This is a genomic window from Chamaesiphon sp. (assembly GCF_041738855.1).
Taxonomy (GTDB): domain Bacteria; phylum Cyanobacteriota; class Cyanobacteriia; order Cyanobacteriales; family Chamaesiphonaceae; genus Chamaesiphon.
On the sequence record NZ_JBGSPA010000160.1, the window covers coordinates 1 to 2,602 of the forward strand.

Sequence of the window (2,602 nt, forward strand, 5' to 3'; positions counted from 1 at the left end):
CGGCTTCGGCGGCTACGGCGGCAGCGGCGGCTTCGGCAGCGGCAGCGGTGGTGCTGGCGGCAAGGGTGCCTTCGGTGGCTACGGCGGCTATGGCGGTAGCGGTATTGGTGCTGACAATCTCGGTAATATATTTCTTGCCAGTGGTGCCAGCGGCGGCAGCGGTGGCATCGGCAGCAAAGGCAGCTTCGGCGGTGGCAGAGGCGGTGGCATCGCTGGTTACTACGTCAGCGAAGGCAGAGGCGGTGTCGGAGGTCAAGGTGGCTATGGCTACGGCAGCGGCGGTACCGTTGGTGGTGGCATCGGCTTCTACAATAGCAGTGCGATCGCTGGCAGTATAGCATCTTCAACACGTGACACTGCCAGTCGGACAGGCAATGGGTTATTAACGATCTCCTTCAACGCTCCAGCCACATCAGTGCCCGAACCATTCACGATCGTGGGGACGCTCATTGGAGGTACGGCAGCATGGCGACTGCGGCGGCAGATGAAGTCTAGCGATCTCAATCGTCGCGAGTAACTAGTCGATTTTGCCAGGTTGGGATAAGGGTTGTGGCGATCGATTAGTTAGTGCAGATTGGTCGATCGCTATTTGCTTATCTTGAACTGGTGTAGATCTACCCAATTGCGTTGTATTGTAGTGACGATCGCCTTTGCTGCCATCTATCCTCCACCCCATTCCCATGCAGACATTTCATTTTATTTCAGGGTTGCCGCGCGCTGGTTCGACATTACTTGCCGCAATTTTGAGCCAAAATCCCCGCTTTCATGCCAAAATGTCTAGCCCTGTCAGCCAGATCGTCACCCAGGCATTTAATGCAATGGGCAAAGAAAATGAATTTGCAATCTTTCTTACACCAGAGCAAAGACAGGCAATTTTAACCGGAATTTTTACTAATTATTATCAGTCGATCGGTACTGAAGTTGTCTTCGATACCAGTCGCGCTTGGTGTAGTAAATTACCATTATTAAAAACCTTATTTCCCACCGCCAAAGTCATTACCTGTGTGCGAAATTTGGCATGGGTAATGGATAGCTTGGAATCGATCGTCCGGCGCAACCCCCTCCAAGCATCGGGGATGTTTCAGAATGCTGGCGAGTCCGCAACCGTATATACGCGTACGACAGTGTTGGGATTGGGCGATCGGCTAGTTGGTTATGCCTACGACGCTCTCAAAGAAGCCTACTACAGCCCAGAAGCCGAGCTGATGCTGTTAGTCGATTACGAAGCTCTCACCCAAGCCCCCGAACAGGTGATGCGGTTAGTCTATCAATTTATCGAGCAGCCTTATTTCGACCATGATTTTGACAATCTAGAGTATCGAGAAGAAGAATTCGATACGATGATGAAAACTCCAGGTTTGCATACCGTCAAACGTCAGGTTAAGTATCAATCACGAGCGACACTTTTACCACCAGACTTATTTGAGAAGTTCAATGAACTATCGTTCTGGGAACGAGATTTAAATAGTCAAGCCAATCGGATTTCTAAACAAAATTAATAGCGAAAAAATATATGTTACAACAGGGTTCGATCGTCTGGTTTACAGGTTTGAGCGGTGCAGGCAAAACGACGATCGCTCGTGCTGTAGCTACAGAACTTCAACAAGCCAACCTCAAGGTTGAAATCCTCGATGGTGATGTCGTGCGTCAGCATCTAGCTAAAGAGTTAGGATTCAGCCATGCCGATCGGATCGAGAACGTGCGGCGGATTGGCTTTGTTGCCAATTTATTGAGTAGAAATGGGGTCATAGTATTAGTAGCCGCGATCGCTCCTCATCGATCGATTCGGGAAGAATTAAAACAAAATAGTGACAAATTTCTAGAAGTTTATGTCAACTCGCCCCTAGAAGTATGCGAACGGCGCGATGTCAAAGGTTTGTATGCCAAAGCTAGATGCGGACTCATCCCCAACTTTACAGGCATCGACATGGCTTATGAAGTTCCCCTAGCTCCCGATCTCGAATGTCAAACCGATCGCGAAACCATTGCCCAGAGCGCGACTAAGGTTTTACAAAAACTAGTAGCATTGGAATATATTCCCGTCGATTGTCACCCCAATCGGTTTCAAATTGAATTTGGAGTAGCGAGCATCACGGCGAGTAAGTGAATTGAATGCTCGCTCGTTTGTGGATTTAGAATAGTTCGATCGGGAGCGTTAAAATAGCTCGATATCGAGATACTCACTGGAACTTCTAGTTCGATCGATCCAAATTAGGTGGCGATCGGATATCGGGGATGCTATGAAAGGTTTATTTGCTAAGATCGTAGACCCAAAATCCCCATACCGCTCCAAGAGCGAACGCGACACATTGGCGATCGTATTAATCGCGATCCTTACCTGACGCGCCATTTGAAGACGATTCCATTTCACTGGAAGGTGCGATTTTTATCCTGCTTTCTGAAATTCAAACCTAGTGATGGCAAGGCTTTGAGGGCTATTTCGCAGGTTTTTACACGTATTCGATACTGTTGGCGAATTCAAAAATTGATTACCTCGCGGCGCGGTTACGCCAACCAGCCCTTTCAACGCGAACACTCGTATTGCTTCCTCGATCGCCCTAGAGAGAGGTTTCTAGGCTTTGACAATTATGGCGTGCCCCTC

General features: G+C 48.7%; 4 protein-coding genes. 3 read left to right on the forward strand and 1 reads right to left on the reverse strand.

All coding sequences use genetic code 11. The features are described from left to right. The 3 genes from ACEW9I_RS16815 to cysC form a co-directional block, all read left to right on the forward strand. A partial coding sequence (locus ACEW9I_RS16815; protein ID WP_373541485.1) for a PEP-CTERM sorting domain-containing protein occupies positions 1-517 on the forward strand: 517 nt, incomplete at its 5' end. A 133-nt stretch (positions 518-650) separates the two neighbouring features. Next, positions 651-1,499, forward strand: coding sequence for a sulfotransferase (locus ACEW9I_RS16820; RefSeq protein ID WP_373541486.1), 849 nt, complete (start codon positions 651-653; stop codon positions 1,497-1,499). 14 nt (positions 1,500-1,513) lie between these two features. Beyond that, the gene (cysC, locus tag ACEW9I_RS16825; RefSeq protein WP_373541487.1) at positions 1,514-2,107 is read left to right on the forward strand and encodes an adenylyl-sulfate kinase; all 594 of its coding nucleotides are present in this window, start codon (positions 1,514-1,516) and stop codon (positions 2,105-2,107) included. A 48-nt stretch (positions 2,108-2,155) separates the two neighbouring features. On the opposite strand, the gene ACEW9I_RS16830 is transcribed toward cysC, so the two are convergent. Continuing rightward, complete coding sequence (locus tag ACEW9I_RS16830; protein WP_373541488.1) at positions 2,156-2,371, reverse strand: hypothetical protein; 216 nt, start codon at positions 2,369-2,371, stop codon at positions 2,156-2,158. Between the last annotated feature and the right edge of the window lie 231 nt (positions 2,372-2,602).

Excerpts from the sequence above, each read along its gene's own strand:
- cysC (WP_373541487.1), top strand. The coding sequence starts at position 1,514 with ATGTTACAACAGGGTTCGATCGTCTGGTTTACAGGTTTGAGCGGTGCA.